Source organism: Sphingomonas colocasiae (assembly GCF_019880585.1).
GTDB classification, from domain to species: Bacteria; Pseudomonadota; Alphaproteobacteria; order Sphingomonadales; family Sphingomonadaceae; genus Sphingobium_A; species Sphingobium_A colocasiae.
On sequence record NZ_JAINVV010000016.1, the window covers coordinates 1 to 20541 of the forward strand.

The following is a 20541-nucleotide window of genomic DNA, read 5'->3' on the forward strand; positions in this document are numbered from 1 at the left end:
GCGCGCACGGTGAGGCTGTAGCTCGGCCGGCTCTCGAAGGTCGCGGTCGTGCCGGTGGTGGTGATCACGCCGTTGGCATCGATATGGAACAGCCCGGCATCCGCGCCCGAGAGCGACCAGATGATGGCATCGCCATCGACATCGCTCGCGGACGCCGTGCCGACGACCGTGCCGGCGGCTGCGCCTTCGTTGATCCGGTCGCTGTCGATCGCAAGGTTCGCGGGCGCGTCGTTGACCGAATTGACCGTCAGGTTGACCGTCGTGATATTGCCGTTCGCGGTGCCGTCATTGGGGCGATAGCTGAAGCTGTCGCTGCCATGATAATCGGCATCGGGCGTATAGGTGAAGCCGCCAATGGTGCTGAACGCCAGCACGCCGTGCAGCGGGCCTGTCACCAGCACAGCGGTCAGCGAGCTGCCTTCCGCATCGGTGTCGTTCACAAGCACGCCGGGACTGCCGACGATGAGCGCCGTGTCCTCGTCGGTCGAATAGCCGTCAGCCACACCCACCGGCAGATCGTTGACCGCGGTGATGGTGATGGTCTGGCTCGCCGATCCGGTGAGGGCACCGCCGGTGCCGCTGTTGCCGCCATCGTTGATGCCGACGGTCAGCGTCGTGCTGGCGGGCGGCGTATCGGTGTTGGCGGTGAAGTTGACGCTGCTGGTGGCGTTGGTGTTCAGCAGATCGTTGATCTGCGCCAGCGTGCCGGTGAGGGTGACGCTGTTCGTGCCGCTGCCCGAGACGTTCGCGCCGCTCGTGCCTGCCGTGACCGTCAGTACGCCATAGCCGACGCCCAGCGTCACCGTGACGCTGCCGCTGCCCGCATCGGCATCGGCGACCGAGACCGTGCCCTTCAGGCTGAGCGCCACCTGTTCGGTCGCCGCATAGGCGCTTGCCGAAACCGCCGCCGTCGGCGCGTCGTTCACCGCCGTGATGTTGATCGTCTGGCTGGCCGAACCGGTGAGCGCACCGCCGCTGCCCGTATTGCCGCCGTCATTGATGCCGACGGTGAGTGTCGTGCTGGCGGACGGCGTATCGGTGTTCGCGGTGAAGGTGACGCTGCTGGTGGCGTTGGTGTTCAGCAGATCGCTGATCTGCGCCAGCGTGCCGGTGAGCGTGACCGTGCCCGTGCCGCTGCCAGTGACGTTCGCGCCGCTCGTGCCTGCGCTTACAGTCAATATGCCGTAGCCGACGCCCAGCGTCACAGTGACGCTGCCTGTTCCGGCATCGGCGTCGGCGACCGAGACCGTGCCCTTCAGGTTGAGCGCGACCTGTTCGGTCGCGGCATAGGCGCTTGCCGAAACCGTCGCCGTCGGCGCGTCGTTCACCGCCGCGATATTGATCGTCTGGCTCGCCGATCCGGTCAGCGCACCGCCGCCGCCGCCGCTATTGCCGCCATCGTTGATGCCGACACTGAGCGTCGTGCTGGCGGGCGGCGTATCGGTATTGGCAGTGAAGCTGACGGTGCTCGTGGCGTTGGCCCCCAGTAGATCGTTGATCTGTGCCAGTGTGCCGGTGAGCGTGACGCTGCTCGTGCCGCTGCCCGAGACATTCGCACCACTCGTACCCGACGTCACCATCAGTACGCCATAACCGACGCCCAGCGTCACGGTGACGCTGCCGCTGCCTGCATCGGCGTCGGCAACCGAGACCGTGCCCTTCAGGCTGAGCGCGACCTGTTCGGTCGCCGCATAGGCGCTTGCCGAAACCGCCGCCGTCGGCGCGTCGTTCACCGCCGCGATCGTGATCTCCTGCGTCGCCGATCCGGTGAGCGCACCGCCGCTGCCGCTATTGCCGCCATCATTGACCCCTACGGTCAGTGTCGTGCTGGCGGGCGGCGTATCGGTGTTCGCGGTGAAGCTGACGCTGCTGGTGGTGTTGGTGTTCAGCAGATCGTTGATCTGCGCCAGTGTGCCGGTGAGCGTGACGGTGCCCGTACCGCTGCCCGAGACATTCGCGCCGCTCGTGCCCGCCGTCACCGTCAAGATGCCGTAGCCCACCCCCAGCGTCACCGTGATGTTGCCATTGCCGGAATCGTCGGCAACCGACACTCTGCCCTTCAGGTCGAAAGCCACCTGCTCGGTCGAGGCGTAGCTTGGCCCCTCAAGCGCAAATGCAAAGGCTTGACCTTCGCTAAGCCAGGCAGACGGATTGGCGAGGTTGAAGCTGGCATGACTGCCAACGGCGTCTTGGGGTGTGGAGGATCGCACCCAGAATATTTGGGTGTTGTCATAGGCCGATCCCCAGGCACCCTCGTGCAGCGCGAGGAAATATTCGCCGGCATCCAGCGTCACATTGCCCAGGTCGATCGTGGCCAGGACGACGTCGGTGCCATCGGCAAAATTCTGACCGGAATCGACAAGCAGCGGCGTGCTGTCCGTTCCGCTGAACAGCAGCGTGCCGGGCGCGCCACTCACCGAGGAATAGATGCCCCAGCTCAACGTACCGCTGAAGCCGTCCAGCATGCCATTGTTCGGACCATTGTCGTTCAGGGCTGCCGTGATCGTTGTCAGCATCCGGCGTTCCGCAAGTGTGAAACTGTCGGAATTGACCGAACTCGAAATACCATTTGCGCCCTGCAGATCGAGGATGCTCTGGTTGAAGATCGTGCCGGACGGAGCGATGGAAACGGTCGGCGCATCGTTGACCGCCGCGATGGTGATCGTCTGCGTCGCCGGCGCGGAAGGGGTAGCATCGCCGGGTTCCTGCGCGGTCACGGTGAGCACGGTGCTGGCGGGCGGCGCATCGGTGTTGGCGGTGAAGGTGAAGCTGCTGGTGCTGTTGGCGCCGAGCAGATCGTTGACCTGCGCCAGCGTGCCGGTGAGGATGATCGTGTCGGTGCCACTGCCCGACACGTTCGCTCCGCTGTCGCCCGCCGTCGCCGTCAGGATGCCGTAACCGACGCTCAGCGTCACCGTCATGGTGCTGCCGCCGACATCACTGTCGGCAATCGAGACATTACCCTTGAGATTGAGCGACACCTGCTCGGTCGCCGCATAGACAGGGGTTTCGTTGAGCGAAAAGGCCATGGAGCCGAAATCGGTCGTCCAAAGCCACTGCGACGGATTGGCTTCAGTTTCGGATTGGGACGCGCCATTGCTGCCGAGATCGCTACTCGTCCTCATCCAATAGATTTCGGAACCGTCAAAAGCCGATCCCCAGGCGCCTTCGTGCAGCGCGATGAAATAATCGCCCGCATCGAGCGTCACGCCCAGATCGATCGTCGTTCTGACGATGTCGTCGGTGCTGCCGGTAAAGCTCAGGCCGGTATCCTCGAACAGGGGTGTGCTGTCCGATCCGCTGAACAGCAAAGTTCCCGGCGCTCCGCCCACGGAGGAATAGATGCCCCAGCTCAACGTGCCGCTGAAGCCATCCAGCACGCCATTGTCCGGGCCGATATCGTTCAGCGCGGCGGTGATTGTCGTCAGCGTCCGCCGTCCGGTGAGCGTGAAGCTTTCCGCAGTCACAAAATTCGAGATCTTCAGGGCATGCGAGATGCTGATCCCGCTCTGGTCGAAAAGGGTCCCGGGGGTCGAGATATAAACCGAAGGCGCGATGGTCATCCATTGTCTCCGCAAGAAAGCTCAATGGTCGCCATGCGTCGCCCCCATTGATCGCGATGGGGCGTTCCCACGCTTCATGAAGATGCCTCGTAGGAACCGGAGGCGCGTCAGTCGATTGAATTTAAGTATAATATTTAAATGGAATATGAGGCTTCCGCCCACCAGCATGCGGCGATGGCTGCGTCAAACCCATGGCTGGCGGCCGATGGGGCGCCACGGCGGGTTGAACATGCCACGGCATCAGCCGAAACCGCTGCCGCCCAGGAACTGACCCGCGCCTCTTCGACGCGGGGTCAGGGCTTGTCGGCAAAGGCGCGCAGCAGCGCGTCGCGCAGCGCGGGCCAGTCTCCGCTAGCATGGGTTTCGCCCGGCACGACGCGGAACGAGACCTGAAGCGGTTCGGTCTTCAGCCGGTCCGCCAGGTCGCGGGCATTGTCGACCATGCGCGCGCGGATGCTGAGATCCGCGATGTTCAGCCAGGACGGGTCCCGTTCCTTGCCCGGCGGCGCGGACTGCTCATATTCGCCCGCGCTCAGGAACAGCCGACGCGGCGTCTTCATCTTGCCCAGCCTGCCGGCCAGGCCCGGCAGCAATTTCAGCACCTGCTTCTCTCCATACCAGATCGACGGGCTGGACGAGACATAGGTGCGGAACAGATCGGGCCGCCGGAACAGCGCCTGGAGCGTGAACAGCCCGCCCAGGCTGTAGCCCGCGATCGTGCGGCGATCGGCATCGATCGGCTTTCCCGCCTCGACGCCGGGTATCACCTGGTTCGCGACGAAATCGAGGAATGCCTCCGCGCCGCCCTTTTCGGTCATCGGGCGGAGCATCTCCGTGCCCTCCGGAACCTTGGGGGTGTAATCGAGCTGGCGGCGCGATTCCCCGGGATAGCCGATGCCGATAACGACGCCCGGCGCCATGCCCGAATAGACGCCCAGCCGGTTCTCGAACTCGGCGGCGATCGCGAAGCTCTCGGTGCCGTCGAGCAGATAGAGGATCGGATAGCCGCCGGGGGGCGGGGGATCCTTCGGCCAGGCGATATGGATGAGATAATCGACGCCCGACGGCGATCGCATCGACCGGACTTCGGAGCGCGGCATCACATAGGGCGCACCCGTCGACGCGCCGGCGGGTGAAGCGGCGGCCGGGGCGGGGGTATCCGCCGCCGCTGCCGGCAGCGGCACCATGGCGATCGCGGCCGCCAGAATCGGGCGTGGCATCCGCCAGTTTCGAACCGTCATTCCGCGTCGCATCCCCGTCATCGCAATCCCCTGTCTGCACAATATCCGCATCGGCCGGCGTGCCGGCAAGCGCCGTTTTCCGCCGATCGTTGCATCCGTTACGCGCCCGGCTTGACTGAATACATAGATAATACATATTGTGTGCACAAGCGCGAAACAGCGCTTGGCCATAACAGGGGGGAAATCGGATGAACGGATTGCGGTTGAGTCTGCTGGCGGGCGCGAGTGCGCTGGCCTGTCTCGCGAGCGGTGCGGCGGCGCAGGATGCGACCACCACCGACAATCAGGTCGAAGATATCGTCGTGACCGCGCAGAAGCGCGAACAAAGGCTGCAGGATGTGCCGATGGCGGTTTCCGCATTGTCGGCGAGCGACCTGATCGACAGGAACCAGACCAAGGTAGAGGATTATTTCCGTTCGATTCCGGGTCTGGCGCTCAGTCCGCTCGCCAATGGCCGCTACAATCTGTCGATCCGCGGCGTCACCACCGGTGTTTCGACGAGCCCGACGGTGGGCGTCACCATCGACGACGTGCCCTATGGATCGGTTTCGATCCTGGGCTTCGGCAGCCGCTTCTTCCCCAATCTCGATCCCAGCGACCTGCAGCGCATCGAGGTGCTGCGCGGGCCGCAGGGCACGCTCTACGGCGCCAGCAGCCTGGGCGGCCTGCTCAAATATGTGACGCAGGATCCGTCGACCACCCGGTTCAGCGGCCGGGTGCAGGCGGATCTGAGCACGATCGAGGATGGCGGCGTGGGTGGCGGCCTGCGCGGCGCGATCAATGTGCCGCTGGTGGAGGACAAGCTGGCATTGCGCGCCAGCGGCTTCTATCGCCGGGACGGCGGCTATGTCGACGATCCCGCGCAGGGCCGCAAGGATGTCGACCGTGCGGATGTTTACGGCGGGCGGCTTTCGCTGCTCTGGAACATCGCGCCCGGCGCGACGCTCAAGCTTGCCGCCTTGTACCAGAAGATCAGCGGAGACGGATCGAACCAGATCGATACCGACAGCCGGCTTCGCGAGACGGTGGGCGATCTGGCGCACAAGTCCCAGATCGGCACCGGCGCCTATTCCAATCGCACCCAATTCTACAGCGCCAACCTGAACATCGATCTGGGCGGCGGCGTCGATTTCGGTTCGGTCACCGGTTATTCGATCAACGATTACAGGATGATCGCCGATCCCAGCGCATCCTATGGCCCTTATGCCGCGCTCGTCTATCCCGTCACCGGCGCCGCGATGCCGTTCGGTTTCCGGACCAGCAAGATCTCGCAGGAATTGCGCCTGTCGTCATCGGGGCCGCTGCTCGACTGGCTGGTCGGCGGCTTCTTCACCAAGGAGAAATCGACCGACTATTTCATCGCCTATGGCGCGGACGTGACGACCGGCGCCTATGCAGGCGTGCTGTTCGACGAGGTCGACGAATTCCATTATCGCGAACTCGCCGCGTTCGGCGATGTGACGGTGCATATCGCGCCGCGCTTCGATCTCCAGCTCGGCGCACGCTACAGCGGCAACCGCCAGCGCTATCACAGCCTGATCGCCATTCCCCAGCCCGTGCAGTTCCTGTTCGGGCCGACCACCGATTTCCGCGAAAGATCGAGCGACAACGCCTTCACCTATGTGATCAGCCCCAGCTTCAAGGTGACGCCGGACATATTGGCCTATGCCCGCATTTCCAGCGGCTATCGCCCCGGCGGCCCCAATGCGGGCGATTTCGATGCGAGCACGCCGCGCGCGTACAAGGCGGATCGGACGACCAACTACGAGATCGGCATCAAGGGATCGGCGTTCGGGCGGATGCTCACTTTCGATCTCGCCGCCTACAAGCTCGACTGGAAGAATATCCAGCTCGCGTTCCACGACCAGAATACCGGATTCCTGTTCCTCAAAAATGCCAGCGCGGCGGTGAGCAAGGGCGTGGAGGGTTCGTTCGAACTGCGCCCCAGCCAGGGCCTGTCGATCTCCGGCAACGCGTCGATCAACGATGCCAAGCTGACGGCGGATCTGCCGGCGGCGGGATCGTTCGGGAAGAAGGGTGATGTGTTGCCCAATGTGCCGAAGTTCAGCGCGACGGTGTCGGCGGAGCAGAGCTTCCCGATCTCGGGCGGGCTCGACGCGTTCCTGGGCGGATCGGTCAGCCATGTCAGCGGCCGCCGGGTCGAATTTCCGAACAGCGCGGCGGAGGTGCGGGTGCGGCTGCCCGCCTATACCGTGGGTGATGTGCGCGTCGGCGTGCGCGACGATCACAAGTCGCTCACCGCCTTCGTTTCCAATATCGGCAATTCGCGCGGAGCGCTGTTTTCCGGGCCGCTGGGCAGCCGGGCATTCGCGGCGAGCCCGTTCTACAAGCTGGTCGTCCAGCCGCGAACGTTCGGCTTGACGGCCGCCTATGATTTCTAGGGGATCGGCGGAAAACCGGTCACCGGTTTTCCGCCGATCGGCATTTGCGCTTCCGGATCATTTTCCTAGAGTGGGAGGATGGAAGCCAGAGGAACGCCGTGAAGCAGGAGCAGGGCCGGGCCGTTGAAACGGGCATTCGCCGGGTTTTCCTGGCCGGCCTGTGGACGGCGCTGCTGACGGCCTTGCTCAGCGCGCTTCTGCCGCTGGGCATGCCGCAATCGACGGCCCTGGGCTCCGCCTTCAATCCAGCGGCGACCGCGGTTGCGATCAAGGCGGGCTCCGGCCAGCTCCGCATCGTCGCGAAGGCGGCCGCGAAAGATGACGATACCGCGCCGCGCGATGGCCCGTCATGGGCCGCCGTTTGCGGCGCTTCGACGCCCCGGTTCAGCTCTTCGCCGTCATTCTCCGGCGCCTGCCGGCGATTGTCCGATCCGGCCGCGCGGGGCGCGGAGATCTGGCCGGTCATCTATGCGCGCGGGCCGCCGACGGCCTGATCCGCTGAGGGCCATTCCCGATCGAAGCGCCGATGCATGCGATTTCGGGCGCGGCGGGCCCTGCATGTTTTCCGGATCGAGACCGGGCGCCGTTCGGCGTGCCGGATGAAGGGGTTCCATATGAAGACGAGGAAATCCGGCGGCGGAAAGAAGCGGCCGCCATGGTGGTTCATGCCGACGATATTCGCGGGAATGGCGGGTTCGGCGGCGCTGGTCGCCGCGATCGTCTCCGCCACCGAGTGAGCGGCGACCGGCGGTTGCCGGAACTGTACCGGAGAGCGCGAGGGCAGGCCCAAGGCCGGCCCTCGCCGATCCGCTTCCGTCGAAGCACGGCCTGCTCTAGTCGGCGGGAAGCGGTTCCCGGGATGCGGGCTGGTCGCTCGGCCTGGTCACGAAGAACGGCTCGGGTTCCGGTGTCGTCAGATTGCCGCGGATCAGTTTCCGGCCCGCCGGCAGCCCGCCGACAAGTTCCAGTTCCACCCGCCTGGCGTCACGTTCGCGCACATCCTCGATCGCGTCGCCCGCCTGATCCTGATCGAATCCCAGGCCGATCAGCACCTCGCGGCTGAAGACGAGCGCGGATTCGAAGGTCTCGCGGATCTCGAAATCGACGCCTGCATGGATCAGGCGCAGCGAGTGGCCGCGATCGAACGAGCGGACATAGAGCTTGGCGAGCGGAAATTCCGATTTGCACAATTCGACGATCCTGTCCGCGATTTCGGGCTTGTCGACGCACACCAGGATCGCTTCCGCCTGTGCCGCGCCCGATGCCTGGAGGATATCGAGGCGGGTGCCGTCGCCATAATGGATCTTGAAGCCGAAATTGCGGGCGGCGCGGATCATGTCGACATCGGTCTCGATCAGCGACAGATCGACGCGGCGCGCGAGCAGTGCCTGTGATGCGACCTGGGCGAACCGGCCGAAACCGATGAAGAGCACCCGGCTCCGCAGCCCGTCCGGCCGGTCGATCCCTTCCAGCGATACCGCTTTCTCGCGCGTCAGCCGCCGTTGCGCGATCAGCAGCAAGGGCGTCAGCGCCATCGAGAGGATCACGATCGCCGTCATGATCGCGGAGGTGCGAGGATCGAACAGGCCGACGGACAGCGCCGAGGCGTAGAGCACGAACGCGAACTCGCCGCCCTGGGCGAACAGCGCGGCCCGGTTGAGCGCCTGATCGTGATCGGTCTTCGCCAGCCGGGCGATGGCGTAGATGCCGGCCGCCTTGACGCTCATGAAGGCGGCGACGCCGGCCACCACCATGCGCCATTCGGCCGTGACGATCGCGAGATTGAGGGACATGCCGACGCTGAGGAAGAACAGCCCCAGCAAGATCCCGCGAAACGGCTCGATATCGGCTTCGAGCTGATGGCGAAAGCTCGATTCCGACAGCAGCACGCCGGCGAGAAAGGCCCCCATGGCCATGGACAGCCCGGCCGATTGCATGAACAATGCGGCGCCCAGTACGACCAGCAGCGCGAATGCGGTGAGAACTTCGCGCGCGCCGGCGCGCGCGATCAGTGCGAACAACGGATCGAGCAGCCAGCGGCCGGCGGCGAGGAGCGCCGCCAGCGCCCCGATGGCGACGGCGATGCTCTGCCAGACCGGCATGGCATCCGGATCGCCGGTGCCGTTGAACGCCGCCCATAGCGCGACCAGCGCGATCAGCGGGACGATCGCCAGATCCTCCAGCAACAGGATCGAAACCGCTCTTTGCCCCTGCGGGGTCGCGGTTTCGCCATTCTCGTCGAGAACCTGCATGATCACGGCGGTGGACGACAGGACGAAGCCCATGGCGCCGACCGCCGCCACGGCGGGATCCAGCCCGAACGCCATGCCGACCAGCGTCAGCAGCACGCCGCAGGTGAGCACCTGCGCCACGCCCAGGCCGAAGATCTGGCGCCTGAGCTTCCATAATTTCGCGGGCCGCATCTCCAGGCCGATGATGAAGAGGAACATCACCACCCCGAGTTCGGCCGTATGCAGCAGCGTTTCCGCATCGCTGAACAGGCCGAGCCCGAACGGACCGATCGCAAGCCCCGCGGCAAGATAGCCAAGGACCGAGCCCAGGCCCAGGCGCCGGAAGACCGGAACCGCCACCACCGCCGCCGACAGCAGGACGACCACCGATCCGAGCCCGAAATTCATGTCGCCGGCCATTCGCGCTCCTGTTTCAATCGCATTTCCATGATGTCTAGATATCGTCCCGGCCGGCCTGTCAAACCGGTGCGGGGGATCGATGACGGTGCTGCCGGGCCGGGGGCGGCCCCCTTCGATACGGGATGTCCCTGGCCGGGATGACGCGGTGAGCCCGGAGCGGAGCCATGTTCCGCCGAAAATTTTCTCGTCCGTCCTGTCCCCCTTTTTCCGCCGCTTACGCCTTTGGAGACGTGCAGCGACGTGCCTGCAGGGTAGCGAGGGGAAGTGACGTGGCGGAGAGCATCTCGAACGCGAAGGTCGTGCGGGCCGGATTCCGGCGCCATCGCAACCGGCTATGCCTGGGGACCGCGCTCACTTTGGCGTCGCTGGCGATCGCCGGCCCGGCCTTCGCCGCGAGCCCCGCCGACGGATGCACGCCCACCAATACGCCCGTCAACGGCCAGACCGTCACCTGCACCGGCGCCGTTACCACCGGGGTGATCGCGGAAGCGAGCACGGGCGTGACGGTGGACGTGCTGCCCGACGCCACCATCATTCCGCCCGGCGGCCCCGCGATCTGGCTGGGCGGCGGCGCGGACCTCAATCTGGGCGTGCGCAGCGTCACCGGCAACGAGGGCGTGGACAGCTATGCCGTACTGCTCGGCAATGGCGCGACGGTTATGCTGGACGGCACGATCCGCGGGCGCGGCGGCATCACCGGCCCTACGCAAGGTTCGGGTTCCACCGGGCTTTCCGGTGCCTATATCACGCTCAATGCCGGCAGCCAGATCGTCACCAACGGATCGGCGCTCAATGCCGCGATCGACGGGCGCGCGGGCGGCAACACCTATCTGGTCGATGGCGCGATCCGCGCGACCGGGACCAGCGGCCAGGGCATTCGCCCCGGCAATGGCGATATCGTCACGATCGGCAGCACCGGATCGATCACCACGCTTTCGGGCGATACGTCGACCGCGATCGACGGCTTCGGCAAGACCGGCGTTACCGTCCTCACCGGTGTCGGGTCGCTGATCGAACTGCACGGCATCGGCAAGGGCATCGAACTCGGCGGCAATGCCGATGTGACCGTGGCGGGCACGATCCGGTCCCATGGCGACGCCGCGATCAGCAATTCGTCGGGCGGCGGCGGCGTGAGCGTGGGCGCGAACTCGACGGTGCGGCTGCTGGGCGGCGCCCAGATCGTCACCGGCAATAGCGGCGGCCTGGGCAATGGCGGCGCGGGCGGCACGGGCATCACCACCTTCGTCTCCGGCGCGCCGTCCAACAGCGAGGTCATCGTCGACGGACTGATCGACACGCAGCGCGGACAGGGGATCTTCGGCGGCATCGGCGATACGCTGACGGTGGGCGCGACCGGCCGGATCACGACGCGCGGCACCGCGCGCAGCCTGTTCTACAACACCCAGACATCGGTGGGGAACGGCACGCTGACGATCGATATCGGGGGCAATGTCGAGCAGCTCGGCACCGCCAGCGCGCTCTTCATCTCCGCCAGCCGCGCGCAGGGCGAGACGGTGGAAACGCCGGTCACCGCCAACGTCACGATCCGCGAGGGCGGCCGGCTGCATGCCGCCGCGAATGTCGCCTACGCCCAGGATGACGGCGCCGGCACCTATCCCGAGGTGATCGACAAGCTGGTGGTCGCAGGCACCGTCTCGCGCGGGGGCGTCGGCGTCGCGATCAGTCTGAGCGACGGTGCGGACCGCGTCACCTTCATGCCCACCTACACGCTGGTCGGCGATGTCGACGGCGGCACCGATCCGGCATCGGCGGTGGAGATCGATACTTTCGCGCTCGACGGCGGACAGGGGACCAGCGCCACCTTCGATTTCGGCGCCACCCAGATCCGCAATTTCGAGGCAGGCGAGAAGCTGGGCGCCGGCACCTGGACACTGACCGGCGACAGCAGCGGCCTCAACGGCATCTTCGCGGTGAAACAGGGCCGGCTGACCGTGAATGGCGTGATGACCGGCACCGGCGTCGATGTGGCGAGTGGGGCTACACTGGGCGGCAGCGGCGCGTTCAGCGGCGCCGGCAGCATCGCCAATGGCGGCATCCTGCTGGGCAGCGCGGGCAGCGACCTGGGTTTCGGCTCGCTGATCCTGAACCCGACATCGCAGATCAATGTGACATTGGGCGCGCCGAGCAAGACCGCTTTGTTCAAGGTGGACGGTGCGCTGACGCTCGACGGGCAACTCAACGTCACCAATGGCGGCGGCTTCGCGTTCGGCACCTATCGCCTGTTCGACCATGGCGGCGCGCTCACCAATAATGGGCTCACCATCCAGACGCTGCCGCAGGGCTTCAATCCCGGCGACTGGGCGATCGGCACCGGCACGACCGGCCAGGTGAACCTGATCGTCGCGGGTGGACCCGGCGAACAATATTGGGACGGGCCGAACACGACACCCGGCAATATCGCGAACGGCCAGGGTGACAGCGGCATCTGGAACGCCGGCAGCACCAACTGGACCAACCAGGCCGGCAGCATCAACGCCCCCTGGGCGCGGGGCATCGCGGTGTTCGGGCCATGCCCCGGCAATGCCTGCAGCACCGGCAATGGCGGCTATACCGTCACCGTCGATGCGGCGGGCGTCCTGGCCCGGGGGCTGCGTGTGCTGGGCTTGCCGCTGACATTGTCGGGCGGGCGGGTCACGCTGGCGAGCGATGCGCGGATCGACGTGAACCAATCGCAGAACGGATCGGGATCGATCAGCACCGCCGGCATCATCCATGCGACGGGCGACCTGATCAAGGGCGGCGCTGGATCCTTCCTGTCCACCGGCCAGACACGCGTCGATGGCGGGCTGACCGTCGAGCAGGGCGTGATGTCGGCCTCCGGCGCCTCGGGCGCGATCACTGTTGGCGGCGCCGTCACCGTCGGCGGCACGGGCACCGACACCTTCCCGACCCGCCTGGTCGCGACGGCGGGCGCGAAGCTCACCAGCGCGGGCGGTTCGGTCGCCGGTGCGGCGAATTCGGCGAGCAGCATCTTCATCCAGTTCGGCGGCACCTGGGACGCGGGAGACAATGCCATCGATGTCGGCGCATCGGGCAAGGGCGTGCTGCGCGTCTACAGCAACTTCATCAACGAAGTGTCGGAGATCAAGGCGAGCGAGATCGTGCTCGGCCGCAATGCCGGCGGCAACGGCCTGTTGCAGATCTGGGGCGACGACAGCAACGCGATCCTGACCATGGCATCGATCCGCGGCGGCGTGGGCGGCGGCAGCGTCGAGTTCGACAATCAGAGCAGCACCTCCGCCTATGTCTTTTCTCCCCTGCTGGGCGGCAATCTCTCCACCAGTTTCCTGAGCGGCGTGACGACGCTGCGCGGCCTCAACGATTATACCGGCGGAACGCTGGTCGATGGCGGCAAGCTGTTCCTCGACGGCGCGAACCTGCCGGGCACCGCCGTCACCGTGCAGCGCGGCACGCTGGGTGGCGCCGGCACGTTCGGCGGGGCGGTGAGCTTCGCGGCGGCCAACACCATCTTGCAGGGCAGCGCCGGGCAAGTGCTCAACATGGGCGCGCTCGCGCTGGGCAGCGGCACCGCGATCAACGTGACCTTGGGTGCACCGAGCACCAGCGCCCTGTTCAACGTGACAGGGGCGCTCACGCTCGACGGCCTGCTCAACGTCACCAATGGCGGCGGTTTCGCACTGGGCCGCTATCGCCTGTTCGATCATGGCGGCGCGCTCACCAATAATGGGCTCACCATCCAGACGCTGCCGCAAGGCTTCAATCCCGGCGACTGGACGATCGACACCGCGACCGCCGGCCAGGTGACCCTTGCCGTCGCGCAGGGGCCGGGCGAACAATATTGGGACGGATCGAACCAGAGCCCCGGCAATGTCGCGAACGGACGCGGCGGCACCGGGACCTGGAACGCCGCCAATACCAACTGGACCAATCAGGCGGGCAATATCAACGCGCCATGGGCCGGCCAGTCCGCGATATTCGCCAGGACGACGAACGGCCTCAACTCGACGGTCACCGTGGTCGGCCCACAGGCCTTTACCGGGCTGCGTTTCCTGAGCGGATCGAGCTACGACATCGTCGCGGGCGCGAACGGCACGCTGGTGGCGACGGGCGGCCAGGCGGCGGTGACGGTGGAGCAGGCCGCGCAGGCCTATACCGGCATCGTGATCACCGCGCCGATCAGCGGCACCGGCGGCATTGACAAAAAGGGCGCGGGATCGCTCGTCCTGCGCGGGGCGCACAGCTACACGGGCGGTACGACGGTGAGCGAGGGTGCGCTCTATATCGGCAACGGCTTCGGATCGGGCAGCATCGTCGGCGAGGTCGTCACGCGGGGCGGCGCGACCGCCAATGCGGAAGGCGGCGAGATCGTCTATTTCTCCAATTCGTCGGCAGGATCGGCCAGCTTCACCAACAATGGCGCGTCCGCCGCGGGCGCGCGGGCAGGCCTGACCGCCTTTTACGAGGATGCGACGGCGGCGAACGCGACCATCGTCAATATCGGCAACACCGTCGCCGGCGGCATCGGCGGCGGCAATTTCGACCAGCCCTTCGAATATGGCGGCGCCACCGCATTCTACGAGGATTCGAACGGCGGGACCGCCATGATCACCAATCGCGGCGGCACCGTCGCCGGCGCCTATGGCGGCGGCGTCGGCTTCGCGGAGAATGCCTCCGCCGGCAATGCCACCGTAATCAACGACGGCAGCGGCACCGCCGGCGCGTTCGGCGGCGCCACCGTCTTCATCGGAGAGGCGAGCGCGGCCAATGCAACGCTGATCGCCAACGCAGGAACCGGCGGCGGGGGCGGGGGCGGGATCGTTTTCGCGGAAGACACGCAGGGCGGCACCGCGACGATCAAGGTATACGGGAATGGCGCGCTCGACATCAGCCCCCATGCCGGCGGCGGCATCGCGGTGGGATCGATCGAGGGGACGGGACTGGTGCTGCTCGGCACGGGGACGCTGACGGTGGGCGGCAACGACGCATCGACCAGCTTTGCGGGCGCGATGATGAATGGTGGGCTTTACGGCGGCACCGGCGGCGGGCTGACCAAGGTGGGAACCGGCACGCTGACCTTTGCCGGCACCGGCGGCTATAGCGGCGCGACCATGATCAGCGGCGGCACGTTGCTGGTCGATGGCGCATTGTCGGCCACGTCCGGCACGACGGTTTCATCGGGTGCATCGCTGGGCGGCGGCGGCACGATCGCGGGGGCGACGCTGATCGCCGATGGCGGGGCACTGCTGGGGCGGACGGGCGTCGATCTGGGGCTGGCGTCGCTGGCGCTGAACCCGACTTCGCTGGTCAGGGCGTCGCTCGGCGCGCCGAGCGGCGCCGCGCTGTTCAACGTGACCGGCGGGCTGACGCTCGACGGCCTGCTGGAGGTGAGCGACGGCGGCGGCTTCACCTATGGCGCCTATCGCCTGTTCGACTATGGCGGGGCATTCACCGACAACGGGCTGACCATCCAGTCGCTGCCGCAAGGCTTCAATCCCGGCGACTGGTCGATCGACACCGGCACCGGCGGCCAGGTGAACCTGATCGTCGCGGCGGGGCCGGGCGAACAATATTGGGACGGCACCAACCTGAGCCCCGGCAATATCGCCAATGGCCGTGGCGGGACCGCCACCTGGAATGCGAGCAGCACCAACTGGACCAACCAGGCCGGCAGCATCAATGCGCCTTGGGCGGGCGGCATCGCGGTGTTCGGGCCATGCCCCAACAATGCCTGTGTCAACGGATCGGGCACCAGCCCCAGCTATACCGTCACCGTCGACGCGGCCGGCGTTTCGGCCACGGGGCTGCGCACCTTGAACGTGCCGGTGACGCTGGATGGCGGCACGATCACATTGGCCGACGATGCGCGGATCGACGTCAACCAGCCGACGTCCAGCGCGACCGCGACACTCAACGGCCGGGGCGTGATCCACGCGACGGGCGATCTGATCAAAGGCGGCCTCGGTTCCTTCTTCTTCACCGGCCAGACCCAGGTGGATGGCGGGCTGACCGTCGAACAGGGCGTGATGATGGCGACCGAAGCGGCGGCAACGCTCAACGTGGCGGGCGCGATCACCGTCGGCGGCGCGGGAACCGACGCCTTCCCGACGCGGCTGCTGGCGAGCGGCGGCGCGAAGATGACGAGTGCGGGCGGATCGGTCGGCGCTGCCGCCAACACCGCGGGCAGCATCTTCATCCAGCGCGGGGGGAGCTGGGATGCGGGCGCGAACGCGATCGATGTGGGCGCATCGGGTGTCGGCGTGCTGCGCGTCTACAGCAGCCTGATCACCGCGATATCGGAGATCAAGGCGAGCGAGATCGTGCTCGGCCGCAATGCCGGCGGCAACGGCAAGCTCCAGATCTGGGGCGATGACGGCAACGGCATCGTCACGGCGACGGCGGTGCGCGGCGGCGTGGGCGGCGGCAGCGTCGAATTCGACAATCGCAACAGCACGAACCTGGCGTTCGCGCCGCTGATGACGGGCAATCTCTCCGCGACGTTCCTGAGCGGCGTGACCACGCTCAAGGGCGTCAACGATTATAGCGGCGCGACTTTGGTCAATGGCGGCAAGCTGTTCCTCGACGGCGCGAACCTGACGGGCAGCGCCGTCACCGTGCAGCGCGGCACGCTGGGCGGCGCGGGCACGATCACTGGGCCGGTGAGCTTCGCGGCGGCCAGCACCATCTTGCAGGGCAGCGCCGGACAACTGCTCGACATGGGGTCGCTGGTGCTGGGCAGCGGCACCGCGATCAACGTGACGCTGGGCGCGCCGAGCAACAGCGCGCTGTTCAACGTGACGGGCGGACTGACGCTGGACGGCCTGCTCAACGTCACCGACGGCGGCGGTTTCACTTATGGCGCCTATCGCCTGTTCGATCATGGCGGGGCGCTGATCGACAATGGCCTGACCATCCAGTCGTTGCCCGCCGGCTTCAATCCCGGTGACTGGACGATCGATACCGCAACCGTCGGCCAAGTGACGCTGAACGTGATCCAGGGCGACGGCAATCAATATTGGGACGGCGCGAATATGGCGCCGGGCGGCGTGGCGAACGGTCGCGGCGGATCGGGGGTGTGGAACGCGACCAACACCAACTGGACCAACCAGGCGAACACGATCAATGCGCCCTGGGCTGGGCAGCAGGCCGTGTTCAAGGCGGCCGGCGCGTCGATGGTGACGATCGAGGGCAATCAGACAGTGACCGGCCTGCGCTTCATGAGCGGCGCGGATTACAGCCTGGTGGCCGGCGCGGCCGGCGGGCTGACGCTCTCCGGCGCCGTGCAGATGGTGCTCGACCAGCAGGGCGCGGACAGCACGACGGCGCGGATCGCGGCGCCGCTCACCGGCAGTGGCGGGCTGGTCAAGAGCGGTGCCGGCACGCTGATCCTGAGCGGTGCGAACAGCTATGCGGGCGGCACAACCGTCGCCGCCGGCACCTTGCGGATCGGCGACGGCGGCGCCAGCGGCAGCGTGACGGGCGATATCGTCAATCAGGGCGTGCTCGTCTTCGATCGGAGCGACACGTTCGGCTTCGGCGGCGCGATCAGCGGCGCGGGCAGCCTGGTCAAGGCTGGTGCGGGCACCATGACGCTGACGGGCGCGGCGACGCATGGCGGCGGCACCATGGTTTCGGCGGGCATTTTGCGGATCGGCGCGGGTGGCAGCCTGGGCGGCGGCGCGACGATTTCGGCGGGGGCGACGCTCGCCTTCGACCGCGCCGATCCGCTCACCCATGGCGGTGCGATCGGCGGCGCGGGCAATCTGGTGAAGGCCGGGGCCGGCACGCTGACGCTCAGCGGCAATTCGGGCGGCTTCACCGGGAGCACTGCGGTGCAGGCTGGCACGCTCGACCTGGCGGGCACGCTGGGTGGTGCGCTTTCGGTCTCGTCCGGTGGGACATTGACCGGTGGGGGCACGGCATCGGGCGCGGTCTCGATCGCATCGGGCGGCACGCTTGCCGGCCGCAGCGGCACGACGCTGTCGATGGGATCGCTCACTCTGGCGGACGGCGCGGTGATCGATGCCGCGCTGGGCGCGCCGGGCGGCAATGGGCTGTTCGCGGTGGCGGGCAATCTGGTGCTCGACGGCACGCTCAACGTCTCCGACGCGGGCGGCTATGGCCTGGGCGTCTATCGCCTGTTCGACTATGGCGGCGCGCTGACGGACAACGGCCTGGCGATCGGCCAGCGCCCGCAGGCGGACAGCACGGTCACGACGGTGCAGACCGGCCAGGCGAACCAGGTCAATCTGGTGGTCGCGGCGAAGACCGGCCCCGATTTCGTGCAGTTCTGGAACGGCACGACGACCAGCCCGACGGGCAGTGTCGTGGGCGGCGGCGGAACATGGACGGCGGGGCCGCTCACCAACTGGACCAATGCCAATGGCAGCGCCAGCCATGGCTGGAACGGCGGTTTCGCGGTGTTCCAGGGCACAGCGGGCGTCGTGACCGCCGAAGCCGGCGTTTCGGCACAGGGCATGCAGTTCGCGGCGGACGGCTATCGCCTGGCCGGCGGGCCGGTGACGCTGGCGGCGCCCGGCATGACGGTGGTGCGCGTGGGCGACGGCAGCCTGGGCGGCGGCGCCTGGCGCGCGACCGTCTCCGCCGCGCTGACCGGCGCGAGCGGGCTGGAGAAACAGGATCTCGGCACGCTGATCCTGACCGGCGCCAATGACTATGCCGGCGGCACGCATATCGCGGCGGGCACGCTGCAGATCGGCGATGGCGGCGCCACGGGCAGCGTTGCGGGCGATATCGCCAATGACGGCAGGCTGGTCTTCAACCGATCCGACACGATCGATTTCGGTGGCGTGATCTCGGGCGGCGGCGCATTGGTGAAGACCGGCGCGGGCACGCTGCGGCTGACCGGTACGAGCAGCTACACCGGCGCGACGCAGGTCGATGCCGGCACGCTGAACGTCAACGGATCGATCGCGGCTTCGGCGGTGACGGTGGCGAGCGGCGCGACGCTGGCGGGCAGCGGCACGGTCGGCACGACAACCGTCGCGGGCACGATCGCGCCGGGCAACAGCGCGGGCACGCTGACGATCGCGGGCAATTACACGCAGCTTGCCGGATCGACCTATGCCTATGAACCCGGCGACCTGATCCGCGTGACCGGCACCGCCGTCATCCAGGGCGGCCGCGTTCAGGCCGCCAATGTGGCGGGCGCCAGCTACCGGCTGGGCGATCGCAGCGCGATCCTGACCGCGCAGGGCGGGCGCAGCGGCGCGGGCTATGCCGGCGTCGACCTCGCCTCGCCGCTCAGCCAGCCCTTCCTCACGCTCGGCCTTACCTATGATGCCAACAGCGTCTATCTCCAGGCGGTGCGCAACGGCGTCAGCTTCGAAAGCACGGGGCTGACCTTCAACCAGCGCGCAGCGGCGCGCGGGATCGACGGGCTGACGGCCGCGAACCCGCTCTACACCGCGATGGCCAATGTCGCCGACCTCGCGACCGCGCGCACCGGCTTCGACGCCGCATCGGGCGAGATCCATGCATCGCTCAAGGGTATGCTGCTCGACGATGGCCGCCATGTCCGCGACGCGGTTCAGGGCCGGCTCGCCCAGACGGCGGGCGAAGATGGCGCCGGCCTTTGGGCGCAGGCGGTGGGATCCTGGGGCGATTGGGACGGTGACGGCAATGCCGCCAGGCTCGACCGCTCGATCATGGGGCTGCTGCTGGGCGTCGATACCGATCTGGGCGGCGGCTGGCGCGGCGGCGTGACCGCCGGATACAGCCGGTCGAAGGCCGATGCCTCGGCCCGCGCTTCGCATGCCGAGGCGGACAGCGTTCATGCCGGCGCCTATATCGGCGGGCGCTGGGGCGGAACCAGCGTTCAGGCGGGTGCGGCCCTTGCCTGGCACGATGTCTCGACCCGCCGGAGCATCGGCTTCACCGGCTTTACCGAGACGGCGCGCGCCGACTATGACGCGCGCGGCCTGCAAGTCTTCGCCGAAGCCGGGCATCGCATCGCACTGGGCGATGCCGGGATCGAGCCGTTCGCGGGCCTGGCCCATGCCCGGCTGCGCACATCCGCCTTCACCGAGGCGGGCGGTGCGGCCGCGCTTAATGCCCGTCGCCAGACCGAAAGCGCAAGCTGGTCGACGCTGGGCGTGCGCGGTGATGCCCCCTTGGGCGAAGGCACGCTGCTCTATGGATCGATCGGCTGGCGCCATGCGCTGAGCGGCCGTTTGCCCGCCGCCGACCTCTCCTTCGGCAGCGGCACGGCGTTCACGGTGCTGGGCACCCCGCTCGACAAGGATGCGGCGCTGGTCACCGCCGGAGCCCGTTTTGCGCTGGGCAAGCGCGCGACCGCCGGCATCGGCTATACCGGCGCGATCGGATCTGCCGCGAGCGACCATGGCGTAAGGGCGACGGTGTCGTTCCGGTTCTGATGCAGGGCGCGGCCGCGCCTGAATGATATAAGCTGGCGCCAGGGTTTGGGGGCAATCGCGCACCAAATCCTGGCGCGTCTTGCGCGATGGCCTGAGCATCGATCGATGCGCCTGATTTTTTGGGCCGTGGTGCGCCGATTTCCGGCGAAGTAATATCGAACCATGCCGGCGGGACCGCCGGGCAGTCAAAAAAAGGAACATTGCAGCCGCAGGGGCGGCCGCCGGGCCGTGCCTGGCGCCGGACCCGTGCGCGCGTTCCCCATGGAAAGGTTCGACGCATGGATTTTGCGGCTGGATTGGCGTGTGGC

At 67.2% G+C, this 20541-nt stretch carries 7 protein-coding genes; 4 read left to right on the plus strand and 3 right to left on the minus strand.

Going from position 1 to position 20541, the window contains the following annotated elements; translation table 11 throughout:
* A partial coding sequence (locus K7G82_RS28685) for a beta strand repeat-containing protein (RefSeq protein ID WP_222993860.1) occupies window positions 1–3563 on the minus strand: 3563 nt, incomplete at its 3' end.
* A 293-nt stretch (window positions 3564–3856) separates the two neighbouring features.
* A complete protein-coding gene (locus K7G82_RS28690) occupies window positions 3857–4783 on the minus strand; it encodes an alpha/beta hydrolase (protein WP_222993861.1) in 927 nt (308 codons plus the stop codon).
* A gap of 209 nt (window positions 4784–4992) precedes the next feature.
* Between K7G82_RS28690 and K7G82_RS28695 the strand changes: the two genes are divergently transcribed.
* The 3 genes from K7G82_RS28695 to K7G82_RS30135 all read left to right on the plus strand — a co-directional run bounded on the left by K7G82_RS28695 (window position 4993) and on the right by K7G82_RS30135 (window position 7943).
* A complete protein-coding gene (locus tag K7G82_RS28695; RefSeq protein ID WP_222993863.1) occupies window positions 4993–7206 on the plus strand; it encodes a TonB-dependent receptor in 2214 nt (737 codons plus the stop codon).
* A gap of 98 nt (window positions 7207–7304) precedes the next feature.
* The gene (locus K7G82_RS28700) at window positions 7305–7700 is read left to right on the plus strand and encodes a hypothetical protein (RefSeq protein WP_222993865.1); all 396 of its coding nucleotides are present in this window, start codon (window positions 7305–7307) and stop codon (window positions 7698–7700) included.
* Window positions 7701–7820: 120 nt separating this feature from the next.
* Entirely contained in the window at window positions 7821–7943 is a 123-nt protein-coding gene (locus K7G82_RS30135; RefSeq protein ID WP_281423078.1) for a hypothetical protein, read from the plus strand.
* A 96-nt stretch (window positions 7944–8039) separates the two neighbouring features.
* Here the strand turns inward: K7G82_RS30135 and K7G82_RS28705 are convergent, their stop codons facing one another.
* The gene (locus K7G82_RS28705; protein ID WP_222993867.1) at window positions 8040–9857 is read right to left on the minus strand and encodes a monovalent cation:proton antiporter-2 (CPA2) family protein; all 1818 of its coding nucleotides are present in this window, start codon (window positions 9855–9857) and stop codon (window positions 8040–8042) included.
* A 269-nt stretch (window positions 9858–10126) separates the two neighbouring features.
* On the opposite strand from K7G82_RS28705, the gene K7G82_RS28710 reads away from it, so the two are divergent.
* Entirely contained in the window at window positions 10127–20233 is a 10107-nt protein-coding gene (locus tag K7G82_RS28710) for an autotransporter-associated beta strand repeat-containing protein (protein ID WP_222993869.1), read from the plus strand.
* Window positions 20234–20541 lie beyond the last annotated feature (308 nt).

Excerpts from the sequence above, each read along its gene's own strand:
- K7G82_RS28705 (WP_222993867.1), bottom strand. The coding sequence starts at position 9,857 with ATGGCCGGCGACATGAATTTCGGGCTCGGATCGGTGGTCGTCCTGCTG.
- K7G82_RS28695 (WP_222993863.1), top strand. The coding sequence starts at position 4,993 with ATGAACGGATTGCGGTTGAGTCTGCTGGCGGGCGCGAGTGCGCTGGCC.
- K7G82_RS28690 (WP_222993861.1), bottom strand. The coding sequence starts at position 4,783 with ATGCCACGCCCGATTCTGGCGGCCGCGATCGCCATGGTGCCGCTGCCG.
- K7G82_RS30135 (WP_281423078.1), top strand. The coding sequence starts at position 7,821 with ATGAAGACGAGGAAATCCGGCGGCGGAAAGAAGCGGCCGCCATGGTGG.